We start from the raw sequence: 21,577 nt of genomic DNA, 5'->3' as shown, positions 1-21,577 counted from the left end.
GTGGAAAGTAAAAAAGCCTTTCTTTTTCTTCCGCATTCGTCCAGAATTGTTCTAAACAATCATTAAATTTAAAATAGTTTTCAAAGCTTGCTAAGACACGCTGGAGCTTGAGTCCCTTCATATGCTGACTGAAAAGAGTCTGTTCCTCCATGTTTTCAATCACAAGCTCCCGCATTTCAGTGCTGTTCGGCAGCATTTTCAAAAATTCCAAGGTATGAACATTTACTGGAATCTGCTCATATGCGGAGATTTCAGCTAATCCCGTCAAGCTTTTTACTAGGCATTGCAAACTTCCGAGGCTCAGACTCCCGATTTGTAAAAGGGCATATATCTTTACGCAATTCACAAAACTGAGGGAGGAGCAGCCAAGCCACCTCTGAGCCGTTCGTAAATACATAAGCTGGTCAATTTTAAAAAATAGACTTGTGCGGGTTACCTGATTGGTCAGCAGCCAGACATCGTTGTCATAGCTTTCGTTCAGAATGACACCTTTGTTTTTGTAGTCATCAAAAATCTCTTTCGCCTGATTCGTAGTTTCCTCGTCAATGCAGGTTACTACAAAATGTCTGTCATAGTTGCCGTTATTGCTGTCAGCTCTGGCTGTTATCATATTTTCACCACCAATCCCGTAAATTTGAGCATGGCGGGCAGATCTGATTCGGGGTAGAGCTTTTTGATCGAGGTAAGCATTTCTGCAATGGCGGGCATCACCGCCTCTTTCAAAATCTTGGTGCAACGCTCTGCCTCTGTGCTATCCGCAGCTTTTTTCAGTTCCAATAACCTCGCGTATTCCTTCGTCAGTTGGTAGAGAATCGTCCTTGTATAAATTTCACAACCACAGCCTATGCAGCAATTCCTTTCAACATCTGCGCAGGCATAGCCTGCGGCCATCATCAAGCATAAGCACCCTTCCTGTTTCCCCGGAGCATTTCCCACAGCAATGCTTTGAAGAATATCAGCCACTGTACCGCGGATGGATTCCGGGCGCTTCATAATTTCAGCAATGGCGCTGCGTGCCTTGACAAGGCTTGTTTCCACTGCCTTTGTCATATTTTCCAAGCCGTAAGCAGCGATTCCGATTTCTGAAATCAGCTCTGTCTGAGCGGAAGGGGAAAGCTTTCGGTAATCCTGCTGTGCGTACATCTCCAGCATCAGTGCCGGTATGAAACTGAAAACGCCCCGCTCAAACATTTCCCTTGCGATAAACTCGGGACGATAGCCGGAGAAGTTCGCATCCCGTAAATAGATATCCGTTGTTGTGGGCAGGCTGCCCAGATGCCCCTTATGACTTCGTGCGAGTGCTGCAAGCATATATCCTTTTGGCTTGGCGGACGAATCTTCCGCCACCGCCTCCAAACCCTGCAGGTAGGCTTTGTTAGCCCGGCGGGTGCTGAAATCCCGGTTGCCACAGGCGGCTACAAAGTCTTTACCGAAAAATGATTGAAGCTGTTTCCTCTGTCCGGTGGCTTTAAGGAAACACCTGCCCGGCTCAATATCTTCATGGTGCGAGGCAGCTACGGCTAGAATAATTCCCATTGGCTTCCGAAGACTTTCAGGAACAAAAAGCTTCAGCTCAGAAACCCCTTCATGAGCTTCAGTTTTATGGGGCCTGCGAGGTGAATAATGGAGTCTTAGCTCAAACTCGTTCAAAATGTTTTCTGCATTAAAACTTCCCATGACAATCTCATTGCGCAGCTTGTCCCCGGAAGCAGGTATCTTGGGCATCGGTAATCGAATAAGGTCTGTCCTGCGCCAGCCACAGATGAAATGGAGTGAAATAAACAGCCATAAATCCGCAGCACTCTTTGATTGCAGGGCCTTTTTCAGCAATTGTTCCTTTTCCCAGGCTTCATCGTTAAAAACAATGTAAGCCATTCGTATAAAGTCCAATGCAGAGTAAGCTTCTTGTGGCTGAGGCTCTCGCCGAGATTTGAAATGGAACGTCCAGCCATTTGATAAATGCCGGTTTTCCCGCACATACACCAGAAATGTTGAAAATAGCCTCGCGGCATTTAAAGGAAGCTCTTTATCCATCTCCGCGGCCAAAGAGTCCAATTCCGTTTCATCCATTTCAACAAGCTCCGTTTTAAGGGTAAAACACAGATAGTCTGCGAGTATCCACGCGGCTCTGCTATCGGAGCAATTATGCTCAATGTAGTCCGCAAACAGATTTCCTGTTTTGGGAACCAAAGAGCGCAGCCGATCAGTCAGCAAAATAAGTTTTTCGTCGTTCCCTGTGCCATAAGAGCGAATCCACAGATCAAGGCCGGGTTCAATCTTTTGGAGATCAGTTCTGGAAACGGATAATGTCTCATCAAGCTTTGCATGCTCCAAAACGGATACTCCGAAGAACGCATTTTCCTTCAAAAACATGAAAAGTTCTTTTTTGCATTTCCACTTCTGTAATGAAAAGTGTTTGTTTTCTGCGGATATTTCTTTAATCCAGTCAAAGAAACCGACAGCCTCAATTGTTTTTGCCATAGTGCAAACCCCCTTCGTTCATCAGAAAGTTTGCAAATAATTCGTTCGCTGCCGAGAGTTCTTTTACAAGATCCCCCTTGTTTTGCAGATAAACCAATGCGCTGTCAGGAGAAGAATCACCGCGCCAGTATTGCAACCCGGCGATATCTTCGCCCATCAGGACTAACTGCACTGAGAACCAATGCCGTAAAGCGTGAGGGCCAAGGGGATTTTCGTATAGCAGTTGCCCGTATAGACGGCACTCTGGATCGCTATGGTTGAGCAAAGCCGTTCTGACATGTTCCGTAATTAAACAGCGAAATCTATTCTGATAGCTGGAGTAGGTCATGGCCTTACCATTGCTGTCAACAAACATCGGGCAATAATCTGTTTCATAATCGTTCTGCAAGCGTCTTTTATGGAATTCATATACCTGACAGAAGGCTGTCAGGAACGCGGGGTACACCCGCTGGCGCCGTTTTTTCTTAATTCCTCCGCATCGAATGCCATCGCTCCTCAGCATGTATTCTGTGCTTAGGTCAATCTCAACCTTTTTAACAACGCCGTTTACTGTTGTAATGGAAAGGCCGCTTCCCAAAGGACTGCATTCCTGACGTACATTGCACACTTCCCCAGGGCGGAGCCCCGCAAAGGCTTGCAGGCAGATTGCAAAAGCAATCTCGGGCGTATATCGAAAGGCATTGCTTATGATGACTTGAAGCACCTTCGTCGGTATATCTCGAAATATGGTCTTCTCTGGGAAGGCTCCCCGAACTCGAAAGTTCGGAATATACTTTCTTTGAATTCTCCCGCGTTTTGATAATGAGGTTTTTTCAGAGTAAAGATCGCTTGCTGAAAGCTCCATGTATCCACCATATTTCAGGCTTAACTTTCTGAAAAAGCCTGTCACGACGGCCACGCACCGGTTAACCGTTTGTTTATCTCTATAGGTCCCATTTGCCTGTTTTCCTAATGCATAGTCCTGGAAAAAGGCTTCCAGCATCTCCTTTTTTATGCTGAATATATGCTCCACCCCGAAAGTTTCGTACTGCTCAATCAGGATGTAATTCAACATTGAACAAATATGGTGCAGCTTCTTTCTGCCATCACTGGTTATAGGTATGCACACACCTTGTGTATAGGCATCGATATAATTGTGCAGTGAAGTAAAACGGACGATCACATCATACTGGTTTTTAATTACAACAAAGCATCTGGAATATGCCTTGCCATCATCCAACGGCAATCGGTGTTCGTAGACAGCATAGCGATACAATGTCCTCCATTCGCGCGATCTGCGACTGTTCGCAGCTTCAAGTTTGTAAATTGACATAACGGTTTCCTCCATATTCTGTATTTGGAAAGACAACTTTCCAGACAAAATTATACAGGCTCGTATGTCAACTGAAAAACGGTCAAATGGAGTTCCTTCTGTCAGAGCATAGCCTGACAGAAGGAATCCTTTTACAACGCTATAGGATTTGAAAATCTACAAAACTACGCATATTTTGATTGTTAAGGTACACGGTGTTTTGTAGATTTTTTCGACAAAACTACAGTTTTCTTAATCTGTGTTCCAGTAGAAGGTCACCGAGTAGGTGATGTTGGACTTGTTATACATACAATTATGGTTGGTGTAGTAATAAAATTCGAGCTTGCTGTATACGCCTGCGCCCAGCGTCCTCTTGAAAGTAATGCCATTTGAGGTGGTACCATAGTCAAGCTGATCCCACTGGCTGGTCAGCTTGTTGTAACCGCGCACTCTGCCAAAGTCAGAGCCACTGTGACCGCTGACCGGAGGTACGGTAAAGGTATACTCCGTGATGGTTGCGCCTTCAAGTCCGTTTTCGAGAATAACCGAATCGGGTCCGGTGAGCGTCATACCGCCGCTGCCGTTGGAGTCCGCCACAAAGAACACGATGGCAGACCAGGAAGATTCAGCACCCGCAGAATCCACCGCCTTGACACGAATCACATTTCTTCCCAGCGGGTAGGTTTGTGTTTCTGCGTTTCGGCCCTCCCAAACGAGAGTGACAGGATCGCCGTCGGGGTCGGAGCTGGTCGCTTTGATGGTGACTGGCGTTCCCGGCGGTACGCTATTGCCGCTTGGCGTTCTGGTAATGACCGGCGCAGTCGGCGCAGAGTTTGCGATGGTAAAGGTTTTGGATACCCATTGCGAATATAGCCCGGTTGCATCCTTGGCACGGACACGGATGGTGTGAGTACCAACGGCATAGTAGTTGTCAGCCGCCTTATTTTCCCATTCCAGCGTGGTTGCATCGCCGTCTGCATCGGACGCTGTGGCGCTGATATCGACAAGGAACTTGCCGTTATTCGCTGTTCGGGTGGGAGCTGCGGTCAGTGTGACAACAGGTGCAGAGCTGGTGATGGTAAATGTCTTTTCTGCCCAGGGGGAATAAGCTCCGACAATGTCTTTTGCACGGACACGCACGGTGTGAGTACCTGCGGCGTAATAATTGTCCGCCGCCTTGTTTTCCCATTCCAGCGTGGTTGGGTCGCCATCCGCATCAGAGGCTGCAGCGCTGATATTGACAAGGAATTTGCCGTCCTTGACCGTGCGGGTTGGTTCAACTGTCAGGGTAACAGTGGGAGCGGAATTGGTCACGGTGAAGGTTTTTTCCGTCCACGGGGAATAAGCTCCGGCGATATCTTTGGCTCTGACACGGATGGTATGGGTACCCGGCGCATAGTAGCTGTCAGCCGCAGTACCCTCGTACTCCAATGTCACCGAATCGCCATCGGGATCGTCGGCACTGGCGGTAATGTCTACAAGGAACTTGCCGTCCTTGGCGGTACGAGAGGGAATTGCCGTTACCACAGGGGCATTCGGCGCAGTATTGGTTACCGCGATGCTCTCCGAATGAGTGGTTACACGCCCTTTGCTGTCTATGACAGAAGCGGTCAGGATAAAGTCGCCGGTGTCACGGATGGCGATCCTGCCGCCGTCATTGTCCAGCGTTCCCTGATACTGTGCCGCATTGCCGTCCTTTTGCAGCGTCCAAACTACGGTATAGCTGCCGATATGCTGAACATCTTTTGCGACAACATCAAACTCCGCACCGTAGTGAACGGTCTGCGGCATGGTGAATGTATACTGCACCACCGGCAGGATGCGTATACTTTCGCTGTGGGAGTAACTGCGTTTCAGATAATCGGTCATCATGGCGGTTAGAACATATTCGCCATCGCTTCGGAAAGTAATTTTTCCTCCCTGCGGGGTGAGACTTCCGCTGAATGCCTCTGAGAGCGGAATATTTTTGCCGTCCTTGCTGACGGACCACTCTACCGGCAGAACATTGTTGTTGCCGTGGGTTCTGATGTCAAGGTCGGTATCGGTGTAGGCAAAGGCGGGAAGCTCAAAGTCAATGGTCAGAACGGGAAGCACCTCGCACCTGTCCTTGCTTTCATACAAAAATACCCGTCCTGTTTCATCGGTAACTCTCGCCACCAGCTCATAGATACCGGCTCTTTTAAATCGGATTGTGCCGCCGTTGTTTGTGAGCTTACCGCTGACATAGGTCGACCAGTCCTGAAAACCGAAGGTATTGTCCACCAGCCATTCGATGGTAAGGCCGTCCAGATTGGCGGTTTCAGTTTTGACTACGACATCGGTATCGGTATGAGCGTACTTTGACAGGCTGTAGCTTACGGCCGGCACAGGATAAACCTTGAATCTCTGTTCATAGCGGTAGGTTCTGCCGCCATCATCGGTGAATTCCGCTTTCAGGACATAGCTGCCCTTGGAGTGAAACTTCAGCTTGCCGCCACTGTTGCCCAGCGTGCCCTCCGCCGCGTCGGTGAGGGATACCTCCTTGCTGTCATGCAGCAGCGACCACTTGGCGGTATGGCTTCCGATCTCCCCGAACACCGCTTCCACCGTAACGGTTTTATCGGTATGGAAGATTTCAGGCAGATAAAATCCCGCTGATCCCACCGGATAGACGGTGATATCCGCTGTATCGGCAAACACTCTGCCTGTAGCGTCTGTGACAGAAGCGGTCAGCACATACACGCCTTTTTCCTTAAAGCGGATGCTGCCATCGGATGGATTGCCTTCGATAAATGTGCCGATGTCGGCAGGTTCACCGTTTCTGGTCAGGGTATAGGTTAAAGCGAGACCATCCGTTTCTTTTGTTTCTGTCTGTAGAGTGATGGTTTTATCCGTATGGGAAACCGCCGGCAGGGTAAGCTTTACCTCCGCCACAGGGTAGATGGCGATGTTGCTTTGTGCAGTAACGGTTTTGCCCAGCTCGTCTGTAATGGAGGCGGTCAGCGTATATCTGCCTTTTTCCTTAAACAAAACCGTACCGCCAGCAGAGTTTAACTCACCAGAGAGAGCTTTTTCCAGATCCGCGGCAGCTCCATCTTTTTGAAGGGACCACACTACCGAATTAGCGCCGAGGTTTTCAGTAGCAAGTTCCACCGAAACGGCCGTGTCGGTGTGGGCGGTTTCAGGCAATGAAAAAGCAGCCTTTACCACCGGATAGATGCTGATTGTCTGCTCATGGGTTACCGTAATGCCCCGGCTGTTTTTTGCTGTGGCAATCAGGGTAATGCTGCCTGCTTTCGTAAATTTGACTTTGCCGCCGTTTGCGTCCAACGTACCCTCTGCCAGCTCGGAAAGCTCTGCAGGGAGCCCGTTTTTAAGAGCCGACCATGTCACGCCGCTTACATAGCGGCTTTCCGGCTTGATCTCAATTTCCTCGGCAGTATAAGCGGTTTTGGGCAGCGTAAAGCTGAACTGCGGGGCAGGAACATAGGAAGATCCGCCGCTACTGTCGGAGTTTGAGTACTTATCCTTCGGTTTGGTGTTTGCTGGCGGCTTCGCTGTTTCCTCTTTATTGATCTGCTCCTTTGCCTTATCAGCGTCCACCAGCATTTCAAAGGCTTCTCCGCGGGTGGCATTGCTGTTCGGTTTAACCGTTCCGTCCGGATAGCCGTCTACAATACCATATTTTTTACCGGCGCAGATGCAGGCTTTGTCTGCGTCACCAAGTTCGCTGTCATCTGAAAAGCCGGTTGCGCAGGAGCAGGATGCGTCATGGTCGCCTTTGCCGATGGCTCTCACCAGCATACGGATCATCTCTATGCGGGTGATGGGCTCGTCTGGCAGAAACTTTGTGCCGAAATCATCCTTTTGGATGATTCCCGCAATAATGAGTGCTTCCACATGCTTCTCTGACCAGTGGCCGGCAATATCGGTAAAATGAATGGTAATTTGGCTTTCATTCGGTTCCGGCAATTCCATGGTTCTTGCGATCAAGGCTGCAAACTCGCCTCTGGTGATGATGGCATCAGGGTGTACCAAGCCATCGGGATAACCGCTGATGACGCCTTTATCTGTAAGAATTTGAATAGCTTCCTCCGCCCAATGGCCTTTGGCATCCTCAAAATATCGGTTTACCGCATAGGCGCTGCCCGCAAGCAGGGAAACCACCAAGCAAACCACAAGAAGAATGCCGAGAGGCTTTTTCATTTTCTCGTTCATTGGCTACCTCCTACATCCCGCCCATGACAGGCTGACTTTGCTCCTGCTGGAGTTCGGAAGATTCCTGTTTCTGTGCGGCGGCCTGTCCTTGAGTGAGCGTCTGCTGGTAAGCCCCGATAACCGCCTTGTCAAATTCCGCTTTGGACTCCTTGGTACAAGGAAAGCAGATATCCTTGTACTCGCCGTTTCCGGCCTTGTAGCTGGGCATGGAAATGAACAGCCCCTTGGAGCCCTCCATAATCTTGATGCCCCGAACGGCGAAAACACCGTAAATATTGACCGAGGCGGTGGCCTTGCAGCTTCCAGCCGGACGGATGGAATGAATTTTCACATCGTACTTTGGAACGGGCGATGTTGTATTCTTAGGCATGTTTATTCCTCCTTCTCAAAATTTCCGGTATTTCTAACCGGCGTAGTTGAACATTTCCTTAATGCGCTGGGTCAGGGTCGGGAGCACCGTTTCCCCGAACAGGGCATAGAGCCCCGCAAGGAGCAGGGCGCCAATGACAACCGCCAGCAAGATTTTGATGGCTGTGTCAATATAACCTTCTCCGGCATTACCTGAGAGAAGGTTCCTGCCACGGAAAGCGAGATTGGCTGCGGCATCCTTTGCCGCTGTAATCTTGTGTGAAGCTGTACTTTTCATTTTTTTGATAACCTGAACCATGTAGTTTTCCTCCGTTCTATTGTTTCTTTGGTCGAGAAAAGGCAGCCCCAGGCTGCCTACATACTCATTTCCATAGCTTGGGTCTGCTCTGAGCCCCCGAAGCTGATTTTCTGGAATCCAAAACGGTCGCAGTAGTGATATTCGCTGCCTTGGGCGTCATACAGCTCCACCACATCAGACATGGAAAGAGAGTGTCCCGAAAAGCCTGCCGGGTGATTTGCATTGCACCTTGTGTAGATGGCTTCGAGGTCGTTGGTGTCGAGCTGACCGTCATAGACGATGTTGTAATTTTCGAGAGATGGCTCTCCAAATCGCCGCACCATTTCTTCATAGGGTATAAATTTCATGTGCACGTCCACGTCCGGCTTTAACTGCCAGATGCGAACATTTTTCAGCAGTACGCCTTCCATGCCATCCGCACGTTCGCCAGCAAGAAGCCGCTCCATCACGCCATCTGTCCACTTCGGCGTTAAGGAGCGGCTTTGGAGCCAGATGGTCAGCTCATCATTTTGAAAAATGCTGTCCACAATGGCTTTTTCTTTATCAGTATAACCGGCCGGGTTTCCATAGTAGGAAATGAGGCCGTTTTTCAGGGTAATCCCTAACATCTTCCCACCTCCCAGATAATGTCTTAAAGAATGAGGGCAGGTTATTTGCCATAGATGATGCTTTCCTGCATGATCAATTCATCCAATGCTGCAAGGCAGATACCGTTTTGCGCCAGCACCGAAAGAATGCAGGCCGGTACATCGCGAATATCTTGCTGGATATCTGCCTTTACGACTGTAAATTCGCCGCTGTCCTCATCGGTATAGCCTTCTAACCGGGTACCCTTGGGGATACCCGCTTCCTCCAGCAGATAGTCTGGAATGCGGATGTCCTGGTTTTCGTCCAGCAGATCACGGCAAAGGGAGCAGTCTGCTACCCATTCAGCGGGGTTGTGATTGCAGCCGCCTTTTTCACTTGCTTCCGGATTTTCATCCTCGCAGTTGTTGCAGAGACCGCAAGCTCCGGCAAGGTGAACCGTCATATCGCTTGCCAGCTCGCTGAGTGCGGCAATAACGCGAATAAGCTCCAGCGCCGTCATTTCACCCTTGTGGATGACGCATACGCATTCGGCGGCTGTCACCACAAGGGTTTCCGCATCGGCAAAGCTGCAACGCTGCTGAATATCTATGGGGATTTGCAGGGTCTGCTCATTTTTCTTCTGATTGTTTTTCATGGGGTCTGTCCTCCTTTAAATATTTGCCCCGATAGGGACGGTGTTCCTTTTTGGTTTTTCGGTCAGAGCTCAATCCCGCCGTTGTCAAATAAATTGAGTTGCGCCGGGGCCTCCCTCGTCCGTTCCCCCATATCGTAATTGGCAATGAGGATTTCGGGGAACTGCGCCCCATTGTCATACCGCTGCTTGATGTTATTGATGCGGGTATAGGAATCAATTTGGATACCCGGCGCATCATACAAATTGCGGATAAAATCGCAGTCATTGTAGGACAGCAGGAATTTGCCCTCAATTCGCAGCAGAGCATCCCGCAGGCGGATGTGATCTTTTTCTGTAAAGCCGTCCTCACCCACGTTTTTGTAGTAGCCCTCGGTTTCAAAGTACGGCGGGTCACAGTAGAAAAAGCTGACGGGGCGGTCGTATTGCCCAATCAACTTCTCGAAATCCTTGTTTTCGATCACCACTTTGGCAAGCCGTCTGTGAGCCTGTTCAATCAGTGGAAAATTGGACCACATATCATGGGGCTGACTGCCATAGCTGGTAAGTCCCGATGCGTAGCTGTAGCGGATAAGCTGGTAAAACCAGGCTGCCTTCTGTACATCGGAAGCAGGACTGTCACGGGCGAGGGTATTTTTAACAAGGTCAAAGTCTGCGCGGGCATTGAGGACATAACGCAGTGCGTCTATAAGTTCCTCCGGCTTTTCCCGCACACAGCGGTACAGGTTGACCAGCAGTCCGTTGAAATCGTTATACACCTCAAAGTCGTTACCGGGCGGCTTGTGAAACAGTATCCAGCCGCCTCCGCCGAACACTTCAATGTATCTTTCGTAGTAGAGGGGAAACAGTGTGACGATCAGCTCACGCAGGGATTTCTTGCCGCCGATCCATGACATAAAGCTGTTCAGAAATCATCACCTCCCTCCAGCGGCAGGCGTATCTGCGTATCGTCAAATGCCGTGAGGGAATGCCTGAGCCCTCCGATGGCAGCTCTGATTCCGCTGACGCGGCTTCTCATATGACGGATGGTCAGCCGGACTTCCGCTTCGGTTCTTGCGTAAAAATATCCGCTTTGATCGCTGGCGATAGGGATGCCTTCGCGACGCAGGCTGTTGACAATGTCGCGCAGTTCCTTACCGGAAACACAAAAGGTGTGTTCCAGTTCTTTGCTGGTGACGGCATTTTCCGCACCGTGATGATAGCGGTGCAGATATTCCGCAAGCTGTTTTTTCAACATGTTTACCTCCTTTCCGACCGCTTCCCCGGAAAGAAAGGCAGGACAAATGATAAAAAACAGGGCCGCCTCCTGTTTGGGGAAACGGCCCTGTTTTGATTTTGAATCTAAAAAAGCACAGGCATCATTGCCTGCGCTACTTGATTACGCCAAGCTCTCTCAAAACCGCCACACAGTCTTTAGCGCCTTGGATGTACAGATGTCGGCTGTATTCACCGAGCAAAAGCTGCATAGCTTCAAAATATGAGTCCACTATCTGTTCCAATTCGTTATCGTATTTCGGATGATCCTTTACCAGCACCGATGCATCCCGCTGCTGTTTGACAGCCTCCCTGACAGCAGGGTTGGATTCTGCCAACTGTCCACCTCCTTCAATTACAACACAATGCCACACTTTTCATAGGAAAGCTATACCAAATACCAAAAGAAATTCTGCTATTCATCTCCGGTCAGAACGGTCAAGATATTATCCAAGCTGCATTCCTCCCATCTGCTGGCTTTGCGCCAACTCATCCGGCGTCATGATGCTCCAGTCTTTATCACTGCTCCATAGGCTGACATAGATTTCGCCATTGCCTGTTTTTAAGGGATGCTGCTCAAAGCCTTCACCAAAGCCGTCCGATGCCTGACCGGAAACATAATCCTTAAGCTGCTCAAGCTCTGCCTCACTCAAGCTCCCTTGTATGCGGCATTCGGCCACACCCATCAGCTTGGCGCCAATCTGTTCCACTGTGAAAAAGAAGGAATGAACCTTCTGATTGACGCTGTCATTTTTAGGATAGTATTTCATGAGTCCTCGTTCCGTTTCTTCCGGCCTTCGCTCTTTCACAATGGCTGCAAGGATAGAATCGTGATAGGAGAGGATAGTATCTTGATCCAGCTCCGAGGGATAATCCTCCCAATCGCCCCATTCGTTGCGCTCGTATTTCTTAACGGTAAGCGGCATATATAGCTTGAGAGTCTGGAGCGGAGGAGATATTTTTGAGAACGAGTCCTCCCCAGGAATGAGGGCAAGGGAGCGCCCGTTGTCCCATTGCATGTGAATTCCGCACGCATCGTCAATAAAATCCACCGTACCTTCTGTACCGGGTGGTACGGGGGCATAGGGATCGTTCATTTTTGTGAGACGGATTCGTGTACCGGGCGGATACTTCTCCTTGAGCAATCTCAGAAATTCACTGTCATATCTCATATTTGTTCCTCCTTCATATGGGCTTTTGTTTTGCATTGGGTTTTTTGTTTATTTTCTGCATATCGGTTCTAAGGCAATCTCCCTCGGAACTGTAGCAGATAAAACCATGAGAGGGGTAGGGGCAGTTTCCGCAGCTTTTAAATGGTCCCTTAGGCTGTTCAGCTGCCGGTATCGGACCTGTTGTTACAAGGACATCAGAATCATAACAGGCAGGTTTCTTGTTTTTCTTATAGCGTACCAACATATTTTTCCTCCCTTCCAAAAAAGAAAAGCCGGGGAATCGAAGTGCATTTCTGCACTTCGATTCCCCGGCCAATAAATAAGGCTCCAATTTGCAATATTGGAGTCTTTAGTTCTAATTTTGCGTTATAAATTATGAAATGAGCGATAGGCGTTTTTATTTTTGCTTTGCCTGTATGTAAGCAGTAAAGTTTGCCGCCCCCAGTTTTCTTCGTTTAGATAGCATTTTAGTCCAAATAGTATTTCCCTGTGCTTCGGTGATGTATCCTCTTTCCAGTGCCGCAAGTAATATATCGCCAGTTGATAGATGCTTAAGATCCATTTGAGCGATATATAAAGAAATATCCTTCAGATTATTACTTGCTACAATGCCGTCATACTGTTTTGCTAATGCGATGGATGCGGCTTCTCCTTTGCCGATAACCATATGCCCGGCTTTTGGTTTTTCGGTAAGCTGATAATATATATCATAGGCTTCCGTAGCCACATCAATGGACATTACCTGTGCTTGTCCCACCGAAAGGAGTGCATCTACTCTTGCCTTTAGGTGCGCAATCCCGGGATAGGACAGTTCGTCATAAACAGTTTTAGGAATAACGATCCTACCGGGATATAACTTAACCAATAAATTTTCATTCCCAACCCACAAAAAAGCCGAGATACAGTCGCTATCAAAAAAGAGCGAATCAGTCAAGCAATTCGCCCCCTTCGATTTCCTCCCCATAGACGAGGTCGGAACGGAAAGCAGATAGCAGCAATTCATCATATTTGCCGCTGGATATTAGCCCTTGTTCCAAAGCTTTTTCCGCCTGCTGAATATAGTAGCCGTATGTCCTGTATCGCTTATCTTCGGGTGTCGGTCTATAGAGTGTATCATCGTAGCCAAGATTAAGAGCAGATAAAATTACGTTTTGGCGCATTGAATCAGCTTCTTCACGGGTTAATTCATTTTCGCTGAGCAGCCGGTAAAGGATAGCTTTGCGGCTAATACGAAAGTATTGCTCCAAACGCACAACATCATGAATGGAAAGCTTGGCGGAGCTCGACTTTTTCAGCTGGTCAATTTTATCCGAAAGGGCATCCGGGGGCATAAGCAAATACGATGCAAACTGATCTGCTTGCTTTTCCTTTTCATTTCCCTCGCCGATTGTTTTTGCACACACCGCAGTGAGTTCGTCATCATCAAAATACAGGTGATATAGTTCATGAGCCATGGAAAAGCGCTGCCTTCCAAGGGTCATGGCTGAATTAATGGCGATGACATTGCTGCCGGTTCCCTTAATACAAATACCGCTAATGTGATTCCCCATCGGATAGTATACGATGGATAATTTATCGATTGTATGAACCAATGCCAATATATCGATCGGAGAAGTCGCATCTTCTCCAAGCTCTTTCCGTAAACTGAGAGCTTTTTTCCATAACTCTATTCTATCCATTGGCATGCTCACCCTCAAGCAATTGAGTCATAAAGTGGCTATTTAAAGCAATCCTGTTTATGGCGCTAATTGCGTCCAAGTCATCTTCTCCGATTTCGCTTGCACGAAGCGCAAAGGACAGCGGTTTAACCTTCATTTCCGGCTCCATGAGTGCAGATACCCGCGTACCAAACAAGGCTGCAAGCTTATCCAGCATATCCGCCGTCAGTGCCCGTTTGCCTTTCTCGACCATAGACACAAGGCTTTGATCGACATGAAGATAATTAGCCACATTGCTTTGTGTAAGGCCGCTACTTTCGCGCAGAGATTTTATCCTTGCTCCGATGATCTCCAGAGAGTTATTCATGATAATGCCTCCCTTCTATATTTATAGTATATGCCGCATTTGTCATATTGTCAATCAAATTTAAAACTTATTTTATGACAGTGCTTAGGCATTTATTATTCTCTGATTATTCTGCTTCTATACATTGATACTGAATTTAATGGGATTTTGTTTGAAACAACAAGTTCAATGTGTTCAATTTTTATAAGATATATCTTTGATGTTGTATTGTTATGGAAAGAGATAAAGAGGTGTTTTGTTTATGATTAAACGAGAGTTACATATGAGTCATATTCGTCCCTTCATAGGAAACGATCTCATTAAGATTTTAACCGGCATCCGGTGTCTTATTTTCGATGCCAGTTGCAGTCAGCGAAATTCAATTGATATTCTAAAGAAATTCGTGTATAATATCTTTAGAATTGTGTAAGGAGGTAAACGCTATGCCAAATATAAAGTCCAGCACTGACCTGCGGAATAACTATAATGAGATATCCACCTTCTGTCATGAAAGCCGTGAACCTGTTTTTATCACAAAAAACGGGCAGGGAGATTTGGCGGTTATGAGCATTGAAACCTATGAGGCACTCAGCGGCAAGCTTGAACTGTATCACCTGCTTGACGAAGGACGATCGGCCGTTAAAGCGGGTAAAAAGCGTCCGTTTCAAGATGTCATGAAGGATATTAAGCGAGGCATCGCCGATGGCGAAATATAGGGTAGATGTATCTGAACCAGCCGAAAACGATCTTAGGGACATTGTTCGGTATATTGCTTCTCAGCTGTCAGCTCCCATATCGGCAACTCGTATGATGGAGCTTTTTGAAGAGGCAATGCTAAGTCTGTCCGATATGCCGCAGCGCTGTCCGCTTGTTTCAGACGATCGTCTATCTCAAATGGGATACAGGAAACTAATTGTAAAAAATTACGTTGTGTTTTTTTCCATAGACGAGAAGAACAAGGTGGTTGACGTTGAAAGAATTCTGTACGGCAGACGCGACTGGATCAGATTTTTATAATCGATACAAGAACAGGGTGACACTATGCAAAGTAGTCACCCTGTTTTCATGTAAATGGATGCGCCGAGCATTTAGGGATTTCGATACTGCTCCAGCAGCTCTATATGCTTTTTGGACTTCTGATGGATGCGGCAAGCTTCTGTTGCCATATAGTTTATCAAGCTGTCCTTTGGCACTAAATACTTGGTATAATACCATACCCCCGTTATCTTTTCTGCCTTGATCCATTCAGATACTGTGGTTTGGCAGTATCCCGTTAGCTTTGTGACATCATTTACCGTGAGGGCATCCGGAAAGGTGTGCCACTTGTTCTTAAGCATTGCCATAAACTTCTCGGAGTTGATTGCCTTCGCCGTTTGGCGCTTCGGTTTATATTTTATTCCGCTTGAAAATATCCCCGGTGGTGTCAGCAGAGTTTCAGGAGATTCTTCCAAGCGAGTAAGGTATGCAATAACGTCGGTTATTTGGATTTTAAACCTGCGGGTCTTTTTGTCGGTATCCTCGCAGGGGATATATCCGTTCTCCAAAAGCCATGTGGCTTTTCGTTTGCTTATGCGGCAAATTCTGTAAAGCTGGTCTTGACTTATCTTCTCCGGATATTCAGCCAGAAGGTAAGAGTAGTCGGTTGCCATCATCGTTCCTCCCATCACATTGATCCTTAGGACAGAGAATTATGCTCTGTCTGCTGCAGGATGTTCTGTTAAAAATCAATGTCAATGGTAGGATACGCTTGGTTTTGATTTTTCAAATTGCCGGGAAACTAAAGTATCTTAAGGTTATTTCGCCGGTTGTTTTTCTACGGTTTTTCTACACTTTTTCTACACTTTGCCCTGAAAACCGCTAAATCAGGGCGGTGTGTTCATGCGCGGAAATATCAGCGTTTGTGCCTGAAAAGCCTTTATTTATGCGGGTCTGCGGGATTTTATCTTCTCCTAAAGTTACTCTCGTAAACTCATAAGAACTTGCCTTCAAATAACTCGAAATCAAGTTGCCGGGTAACCGGCACGTGGGTTCGAATCCCACCGTCTCCGCTGCTGAAAATGCTGTTAAACAGTTGGCTTATTTACTGTTTAGCAGTATTTTTTATTTGCCCAAGTTATCATAACGTGTTAAAATGTATGATATATTTTTAGTGAATATAAAGGAAGATTTATGACAGAACAGGAAAAGTTTATGAAAGAGGCGATACGCCAGGCAAAAAAGGCGTATGCTCTCTGGGAAGTTCCTATCGGATGCGTGATTGTTTCTGAGGGGCGGATTATTGCCAGAGGATATAACAGAAGGAATACGGACAAGAATACGCTGTCCCATGCAGAGCTGAATGCTATAAGAAAGGCGAGCAGAAAGCTGGGGGACTGGAGGCTGGAGGGATGTACCATGTATGTTACTTTGGAACCCTGCCAGATGTGCGCAGGAGCGATTGTCCAGGCCAGAATTAACAAGGTAGTGATCGGAAGTATGAATCCTAAGGCCGGATGTGCCGGTTCTGTCCTGAATCTGCTGGAGATGGACGGATTTAACCATAAGGTAGAAGTTGAGAGAGGCATTCTGGAAGAGGAGTGCAGCGGGATGCTCAGCGGATTTTTTAAGGAACTTCGGGAAGCAAAGAAAAGAAAGGAACAGGTGACGGATGACAAAAAGGGAATGGAATGATTTAATAGCCTGCAGACCTGTGATTCTAGATGGGGCCACTGGCTCTAACCTGATCCAGGCGGGGATGCCCAGAGGAGTATGTACAGAAGAGTGGATAGTCCAAAATCCTCAGCCTTTGACAGAATTGCAGAGGGGATATGCAGATGCAGGTTCACAGATTGTATATGCGCCTACCTTTGCAGCCAATGCTGTGAGTCTTAAGGGGCATGGACTGGAAGATAAAGTAGAGGAACTGAACAGAGAGCTGGTGGCAGTAACACGCCGGGCAGTTGGCACAAGGTGTCTGGTTGCAGGCGATATAACAACGACCGGAAAGATGGACATGCCCTATGAAGAATTGTATGAGGTATATGCGCAGCAGATCAGAAGTCTTTGTACAGCAGGGGTAGATCTTTTGGTGGCGGAGACTATGATAGGGATTCAGGAGACCATGGCCATTCTGGATGCCGCCCATGAAATCTGCGATCTCCCGGTTATGTGTTCTATGACCGTAGAAGCGGACGGCAGCCTCTTTTTTGGCGGACATATTCTTGAGGCAGCGGTCAGCCTGGAAGAGATGGGGGCAGATGCGGTAGGGATTAACTGCTCTGTGGGACCAGATCAGCTGGAAGCAGTGGTAACAACGATCAAGAAAAATGTTAAAATACCGGTTCTGGTAAAACCCAATGCCGGAATGCCTGTGATAGATGAAGAGGGGAATGCGGTATATCAGATGGGAGCTGAGGAATTTGCCGGACACATGGAGCGTTTGGTAAAAGCCGGGGCGGATCTCATCGGTGGATGCTGCGGAACATCACCGGAATATATAAGAGAAGTCAGAAAGAGAGTCTTTTAAAGGCTCTCTTTTGGCGTTATAATCCGGCCGCCCGAATTTCTTATGTAAAATCAAATGGCAGCCTTTTGGAAGAATTTACTTAAATTTTACCTAAAGTTTTACATAGATTTAACATACAACCAATATACTTGGACCGTAAACAAGAGATAAGAAAAGATAGTTAACGGAGAAAAAGTATATGAATGAGACGATGCGGACAGTGTTTGGGTTGTTAGGAGGATTAGCTGTATTCATCTATGGAATGAATATGATGAGTGAAGGCCTGCAGAAGGTTGCAGGGGAGAAAATGAAATATGTACTGGGGATTCTCACAAAGAATCCTATTGTAGGCGTACTGGCCGGAGCGCTGACGACTGCGGTCCTGCAGAGCAGCAGTGCCACTACAGTAATGGTGATTGGATTTGTCAGTGCAGGCTTAATGAAGCTGCCTCAGGCGATTTCTGTCATTTTGGGTGCAAACATCGGAACAACCATGACCGCACAGATTATTGCTTTTAAGATTACGGATTATATATGGCCTATTATTTTCATTGGATTTGTAATTTTCTTTTTCTGTAAGAAGGAAAAAGCTAAGAATATAGGGCAGACCATATTTGCTTTTGGAATTTTATTTCTGGGAATTACCACCATGGGGGATGTCATGAAGCCTTTGGCAGCCAGCCCTGTATTTACCGATATGATAGCAAAAGTTTCTCACATTCCGGTTCTGGGTGTCCTGCTTGGCACGGTTATGACCCTGGTGGTGCAGAGCAGCAGTGCCACAATTGCAGTCCTGCAGAACTTTGCCAGCCAGGCGGGACCTGACGGGATATCCAGTGTCATAGGACTTACAGGAGCTATTCCAATTCTTCTGGGAGACAACATCGGGACAACAATTACTGCATTGCTGGCCTCTGTAGGCCAGTCTAAAAATGCAAAGCGGACAGCAGTGGCCCACAGTGTATTTAATATTACAGGAAGCTTCCTCTTTATCTGGATCATCCCATGGTTTGCAAAGTTTGTAGAGTTTATCTCTCCCAAGGGAAATGAGATTGATGTGATTTCCAGACAGATAGCAAATGCTCATACAGCGTTCAATGTGGCAAATACGCTTCTGTGGATTCCCTTTATCTGGCTGATGGTCAAGATTGTCACTAAGATTGTGCCGGGAGAGGATGTGGTGGACACAGAAAGCCAGCCCCAGTTTCTGGACGATAAGATGGCAGGCCAGCCAGTATTCGCGCTGCATCTTGCCAATGAGGAGATTGTGCGCTGCGCACACATGGTGCAGGAAATGATAAGTGAGGCGAGAAAAGCAATGGATCAAAAAGCGGCCGCTGTATGGGAAAATGTCTGCCAGAGGAGGGACGTTGTTGAGCATCTGTATGGCCAGATAGAAAAATTTATCTCCAATCTTTTTGCCAGCGGTACACTTACAGAGGTGCAGTCCATGCGGGCGGCCAGCCTGATGTATATAGCCTGCGATGTGGACAGAATTAGCCAAAGGTGCCAGGAAGTGGCCAAGGTCCGCAGAGAGCGCCTGGAGGATAACCGGGAGGGCAAAGAATATGCGTTCTCTAAGGAGGCAGAGAAGGAAATGGAAAGTATGCTGGAAAAAATAGAGGGAATGCTTCTCTCGGCCATGGATGCAGTGCAGAACGATAACCGGGCGGCAGCCTTTAAGGTGATTCAGCAAAGGGACGAACTGCAGATACAGGAAAATAAACTCAGAAAAAATCATGTACAGAGACTGAAAAAAGGAAAATGCAGTCCAGAGCTTACGGGAGCCTTTACAACCATATTGTATAGTATGGAGCGGATGGGCAGCCTTTGTGTAAATATCGCCGAGGCTTACATCGGACAGCCCAGCCTGGAAGGGGAACGGGAAGAACAGGAGGCCGTGGGACAGTAGAATCCAGCAATATAAGAACAGCCATTCTCAGCAGTCGGCAATAACTGGAGAATGGCTGTTTCTATGTGGGTACTATAGATTTTCTGTGGCTGCGATGCCCATCTCTTTGCTTTCCCCTTCCCACATCGTTGTGTATTCTTTGGCAATATTCAAAGCATGATCGCCAATTCTTTCGAAATCCGTAAGCATCTCAGAATAAAGAATACTGGTTTCTGCCAGGCAGGTTCCGTTTTGCATCCGTATGATTTGATTTTGACGGTACTGGGCGTTGATATCATCGATCTGCTGTTCATATTTGGCCACCTGTTCCAGAATATGGAGGGGGGAGACCGACTTCTGGGGGGCAAGCTGATCCAGCGTAGTCAGACATACTGCTTTCATAGACTGGATTTCCTGGATAGCTGTGGAAGAAAATTTAAGATCTTTATCGCAAAGCATTTCTGCATATTCTGCGATATTCATAGCGTGATCTCCCACCCTCTCGATGTTCCCTACTATTTTAAAATAGCCATTGATAATTTTACTGTCTTTGTGAGACATCTCCTGTGCCATGAGGGTAGAGATGTATCTGGATATCTCCATATTCAGATAATCCAGGTATTCCTCATTGGACAGAACCTGAGCCATTTTTTTTGTAGAGCGGTGCTCCACAGACTCAAAGCTGAGAAGCACATTTTCTCTGGCAAATTGGAACATACGGTATACTTCCTGCTGGAGCTGGGAAATAGCCAGAGCAGCCCAGCCTATTTTGTAATCTCCGGCGTGGGGAAGGGTGTGCAGATACATCAGGGAATGGCCGCCTTCTTCCGCCTCTCCTTTATCCGGAAGCAGTTTTTCTGACAGAGCAGCCAGATAATTGCCAAAGGGAAGAAGAAGCAGCGTGGTGACTATGTTAAACAAAGTATGTACATTTGCAATCTGCGCCGCGGGGTTGTCTGGTGTCAGTGACTGCATGAAAGACGTAAATGGGGTCATCATACAGACGCAGACGAAGATACCGGTGCCAATGGTATTAAACAGCAGATGAATAATGGTGGTTCTTTTCGCATTGCGGTTGGTGCCGATGGAGGCCAGCACGGCTGTGATGCAGGTACCGATATTCTGTCCGAACAGAACATATACGGAACTGGAAAGGCCGATCAGTCCGCTGGAGGCCAGTGCCTGAAGAATTCCCACTGAGGCTGAAGAAGACTGTATCACGGCAGTAAAAAGAGCTCCGGCCAGAATTCCCAAAAGCGGATTAGAAAACTGGGTCATCAGATGGATGAACCCCTGGGAATCCCGGAGGGGCATCATAGCGTCGCTCATCATCCCCATTCCGATAAAAAGTACTCCGAGACCGGCAATAATAGCCCCGAAATGATGATTTTTCTCTCCCTTCAGAAACACTACCATGGAGACCCCGATAAAAGCTATAAGAGGCGCAATTGCGCTGATGTCAAGGGCGATAAGCTGGCCTGTGATTGTTGTCCCTATATTGGCTCCCATAATAATCCAGACAGCCTGTCGGAGCGTCATGAGACGGGAGTTGACAAAACCAACTACCATAACAGTAGTCGCTGAGGAAGACTGTATGACGGCTGTTATGCCTGCACCCACTGCAATGCCAAGAAAGCGGTTAGCAGTAAGCTTTTCTAAGATGCGTTTCATTCGGTTGCCGGCTGCCGCCTCCAACCCGTCGCTCATCATATGCATGCCATATAGAAAAAGGGCAAGCCCTCCCAGGAGGATGAGTATGTCACTTGTTTTCATGTGTTTATTTCCTTTCCATATTTTCTCCAAAAATTCTACGCAAATCCAATATAACATGATAAAATAAGTACTTCCGTAAAGAAAGCGTTAAAAATGGAAAATTACCTGCTTACAAGCAGAAAAAATTGCGGTATACTGTTTAAT

22 protein-coding genes are annotated in these 21,577 nt (G+C 47.4%); 5 read left to right on the top strand and 17 right to left on the bottom strand.

What is annotated here, in order from left to right; translation table 11 throughout:
- Positions 1–606: 606 nt before the first annotated feature.
- The 15 genes from GKG41_RS19190 to GKG41_RS19120 form a co-directional block, all read right to left on the bottom strand.
- Complete coding sequence (locus GKG41_RS19190; RefSeq protein WP_154261452.1) at positions 607–2,481, bottom strand: hypothetical protein; 1,875 nt, start codon at positions 2,479–2,481, stop codon at positions 607–609.
- Positions 2,465–3,793 carry a site-specific integrase gene (locus GKG41_RS19185; RefSeq protein WP_173015657.1) on the bottom strand — a complete coding sequence of 443 codons (1,329 nt, stop codon included), beginning with the start codon at positions 3,791–3,793 and terminating at the stop codon, positions 2,465–2,467. The genes GKG41_RS19190 and GKG41_RS19185 overlap by 17 nt, the downstream gene beginning before the upstream one ends.
- A gap of 231 nt (positions 3,794–4,024) precedes the next feature.
- Complete coding sequence (locus GKG41_RS19180) at positions 4,025–7,969, bottom strand: S-layer homology domain-containing protein (protein ID WP_154261450.1); 3,945 nt, start codon at positions 7,967–7,969, stop codon at positions 4,025–4,027.
- Between the two features lie 10 nt (positions 7,970–7,979).
- Entirely contained in the window at positions 7,980–8,339 is a 360-nt protein-coding gene (locus tag GKG41_RS19175) for a SpoVG family protein (protein WP_020072895.1), read from the bottom strand.
- Between the two features lie 33 nt (positions 8,340–8,372).
- Positions 8,373–8,636 carry a DUF6133 family protein gene (locus tag GKG41_RS19170; protein WP_154261449.1) on the bottom strand — a complete coding sequence of 88 codons (264 nt, stop codon included), beginning with the start codon at positions 8,634–8,636 and terminating at the stop codon, positions 8,373–8,375.
- A gap of 56 nt (positions 8,637–8,692) precedes the next feature.
- Positions 8,693–9,244, bottom strand: a complete 552-nt coding sequence (locus tag GKG41_RS19165) for a YodL domain-containing protein (protein ID WP_020072897.1) — start codon at positions 9,242–9,244, stop codon at positions 8,693–8,695.
- 41 nt (positions 9,245–9,285) lie between these two features.
- Positions 9,286–9,858: a hypothetical protein gene (locus GKG41_RS19160; RefSeq protein WP_154261448.1), complete on the bottom strand. Its 573-nt coding sequence runs from the start codon at positions 9,856–9,858 to the stop codon at positions 9,286–9,288.
- Between the two features lie 62 nt (positions 9,859–9,920).
- Positions 9,921–10,751, bottom strand: coding sequence for a DNA adenine methylase (locus tag GKG41_RS19155; RefSeq protein ID WP_020072899.1), 831 nt, complete (start codon positions 10,749–10,751; stop codon positions 9,921–9,923).
- An 8-nt stretch (positions 10,752–10,759) separates the two neighbouring features.
- Entirely contained in the window at positions 10,760–11,092 is a 333-nt protein-coding gene (locus tag GKG41_RS19150; protein WP_020072900.1) for a hypothetical protein, read from the bottom strand.
- A 133-nt stretch (positions 11,093–11,225) separates the two neighbouring features.
- Positions 11,226–11,447 carry a hypothetical protein gene (locus GKG41_RS19145; RefSeq protein ID WP_154261447.1) on the bottom strand — a complete coding sequence of 74 codons (222 nt, stop codon included), beginning with the start codon at positions 11,445–11,447 and terminating at the stop codon, positions 11,226–11,228.
- A 108-nt stretch (positions 11,448–11,555) separates the two neighbouring features.
- Positions 11,556–12,281: a DUF4314 domain-containing protein gene (locus GKG41_RS19140; protein ID WP_020072902.1), complete on the bottom strand. Its 726-nt coding sequence runs from the start codon at positions 12,279–12,281 to the stop codon at positions 11,556–11,558.
- 13 nt (positions 12,282–12,294) lie between these two features.
- Positions 12,295–12,525, bottom strand: coding sequence for a hypothetical protein (locus GKG41_RS19135; protein ID WP_066644873.1), 231 nt, complete (start codon positions 12,523–12,525; stop codon positions 12,295–12,297).
- 153 nt (positions 12,526–12,678) lie between these two features.
- Positions 12,679–13,215 carry a hypothetical protein gene (locus GKG41_RS19130; RefSeq protein ID WP_066644871.1) on the bottom strand — a complete coding sequence of 179 codons (537 nt, stop codon included), beginning with the start codon at positions 13,213–13,215 and terminating at the stop codon, positions 12,679–12,681.
- Positions 13,208–13,960: an ImmA/IrrE family metallo-endopeptidase gene (locus GKG41_RS19125; protein ID WP_020072904.1), complete on the bottom strand. Its 753-nt coding sequence runs from the start codon at positions 13,958–13,960 to the stop codon at positions 13,208–13,210. The genes GKG41_RS19130 and GKG41_RS19125 overlap by 8 nt, the downstream gene beginning before the upstream one ends.
- Positions 13,953–14,306 (bottom strand): helix-turn-helix transcriptional regulator, encoded by a 354-nt coding sequence (locus GKG41_RS19120; protein ID WP_154261446.1) that lies wholly within the window; start codon positions 14,304–14,306, stop codon positions 13,953–13,955. The genes GKG41_RS19125 and GKG41_RS19120 overlap by 8 nt, the downstream gene beginning before the upstream one ends.
- A gap of 422 nt (positions 14,307–14,728) precedes the next feature.
- Between GKG41_RS19120 and GKG41_RS19110 the strand changes: the two genes are divergently transcribed.
- Together GKG41_RS19110 and GKG41_RS19105 are read left to right on the top strand one after the other, a co-directional pair.
- On the top strand, positions 14,729–15,001 hold the full coding sequence (locus GKG41_RS19110) for a type II toxin-antitoxin system Phd/YefM family antitoxin (protein WP_020072906.1): 273 nt from the start codon (positions 14,729–14,731) through the stop codon (positions 14,999–15,001).
- A complete protein-coding gene (locus tag GKG41_RS19105) occupies positions 14,988–15,302 on the top strand; it encodes a type II toxin-antitoxin system RelE/ParE family toxin (RefSeq protein WP_066644868.1) in 315 nt (104 codons plus the stop codon). The genes GKG41_RS19110 and GKG41_RS19105 overlap by 14 nt, the downstream gene beginning before the upstream one ends.
- 71 nt (positions 15,303–15,373) lie before the next feature.
- On the opposite strand, the gene GKG41_RS19100 is transcribed toward GKG41_RS19105, so the two are convergent.
- Positions 15,374–15,937, bottom strand: a complete 564-nt coding sequence (locus GKG41_RS19100; RefSeq protein ID WP_243141076.1) for a helix-turn-helix domain-containing protein — start codon at positions 15,935–15,937, stop codon at positions 15,374–15,376.
- Positions 15,938–16,454: 517 nt separating this feature from the next.
- Here GKG41_RS19100 and tadA point away from each other — a divergent pair.
- The 3 genes from tadA to GKG41_RS19085 all read left to right on the top strand — a co-directional run bounded on the left by tadA (position 16,455) and on the right by GKG41_RS19085 (position 19,681).
- On the top strand, positions 16,455–16,955 hold the full coding sequence (gene tadA / locus GKG41_RS19095) for a tRNA adenosine(34) deaminase TadA (RefSeq protein WP_154261444.1): 501 nt from the start codon (positions 16,455–16,457) through the stop codon (positions 16,953–16,955).
- Positions 16,933–17,790, top strand: a complete 858-nt coding sequence (locus GKG41_RS19090) for a homocysteine S-methyltransferase family protein (protein ID WP_154261443.1) — start codon at positions 16,933–16,935, stop codon at positions 17,788–17,790. The genes tadA and GKG41_RS19090 overlap by 23 nt, the downstream gene beginning before the upstream one ends.
- 178 nt (positions 17,791–17,968) lie before the next feature.
- Complete coding sequence (locus tag GKG41_RS19085) at positions 17,969–19,681, top strand: Na/Pi cotransporter family protein (RefSeq protein WP_154261442.1); 1,713 nt, start codon at positions 17,969–17,971, stop codon at positions 19,679–19,681.
- A gap of 72 nt (positions 19,682–19,753) precedes the next feature.
- Here GKG41_RS19085 and GKG41_RS19080 read toward each other — a convergent pair whose 3' ends face one another.
- Positions 19,754–21,433 carry a Na/Pi cotransporter family protein gene (locus GKG41_RS19080; RefSeq protein ID WP_154261441.1) on the bottom strand — a complete coding sequence of 560 codons (1,680 nt, stop codon included), beginning with the start codon at positions 21,431–21,433 and terminating at the stop codon, positions 19,754–19,756.
- Positions 21,434–21,577: the final 144 nt, after the last annotated feature.

The sequence above is a fragment of the Lactonifactor sp. BIOML-A5 genome, assembly GCF_009677585.1.
In the GTDB taxonomy this organism is placed as follows: domain Bacteria; phylum Bacillota; class Clostridia; order Lachnospirales; family Lachnospiraceae; genus Lactonifactor.
The sequence above is the reverse complement of the archived record's forward strand: the minus strand, read 5'-3'. Positions and strand labels throughout refer to the sequence as shown.